The organism is Neomoorella stamsii (assembly GCF_002995805.1).
GTDB lineage: Bacteria > Bacillota > DSM-521 > Neomoorellales > Neomoorellaceae > Neomoorella > Neomoorella stamsii.
In genome coordinates this window covers 1-912 of record NZ_PVXL01000059.1, presented here as the reverse complement: position 1 = coordinate 912, position 912 = coordinate 1, and the positions used below count along the sequence as shown (strand labels likewise).

Here is a 912-nt window from a genome sequence, read left to right as displayed (position 1 = left end):
GGTCGGAAACTCTGCCTCCTGTCTGCCGGATGAATAATTAAGCTTGTTTTAGCCCCCACCTCAGATGATAGGTGGGGGTTATTTTATACTTACGTAACGCAAAAGGTGGGTAGTATTTGACGCTTACGTTTTTTTGGTGGACTTACTTTTAGTTTGATTTCCATTGGCTTTAAAAGATTTGTTGTACCATTTGCAATGTCGGTAGCGGCAACAGGGTCTTTGGTAATCTTCTTTGCTTCTAATATAGCGATGATAGGTGTAGTACTGACCCTGGCAGGGATTGGATTAGGATGGACGATGCCGGGGTTTTATAGTAGGGTTTCCAAACTTTCCCCTCCGGCAACAGTTAATCTTGCCCTATCTTTAGTGGTCAGCTCTCAGGGGATAGGTTCATTTTTACAACCGTATATTCTTACTGGCATCTTGAAACTTACCCATCAATATGTCGGAAGATTTTCCTATGGTATCATTGGGTTTGGTATATTAATTATAACCTTTCTGGCACTTTTCATGAGCATACCGAAACATGCTGAGCAAGCCAAATAATTACTGTACCGGTTGCTGTATAATTCCGAAACACTTAACATGGAACATTCCCTGTTTGGCCATTCGTTTTTCCTGAACTACTAGAAAACTTTCTAAGTGATATAGTAGCATTCCTTTTGGCGAAATAGCAATAGCCGTGGCATTATAGAAATTCCCGGCGGGTCTCTAGGATTAAGGGTCTGCTGGGAATTTTTTATGGGGAGAAGGGGTAAAATGCTTAAAGATGGCTAATCTGGATTTTGCAGGAGGTAGACTATGAAGGCGATTATCATGGCCGGCGGGGAGGGGTCGAGGCTCAGGCCCCTGACCTGCAAGCGGCCAAAGCCCCTGGTGCCGGTGGCCAACCGGCCGGTAATGGAATACTGT

At 44.3% G+C, this 912-nt stretch carries 2 protein-coding genes; both read left to right on the top strand.

Annotated elements, in window-relative coordinates:
- Nucleotides 1–153 precede the first annotated feature (153 nt).
- A complete protein-coding gene (locus MOST_RS13260; protein ID WP_054936097.1) occupies nucleotides 154–546 on the top strand; it encodes an MFS transporter in 393 nt (130 codons plus the stop codon).
- Nucleotides 547–801: 255 nt separating this feature from the next.
- Nucleotides 802–912: nucleotidyltransferase family protein (locus tag MOST_RS18600; RefSeq protein WP_422879872.1), on the top strand; the 111-nt coding region annotated here is incomplete at its 3' end.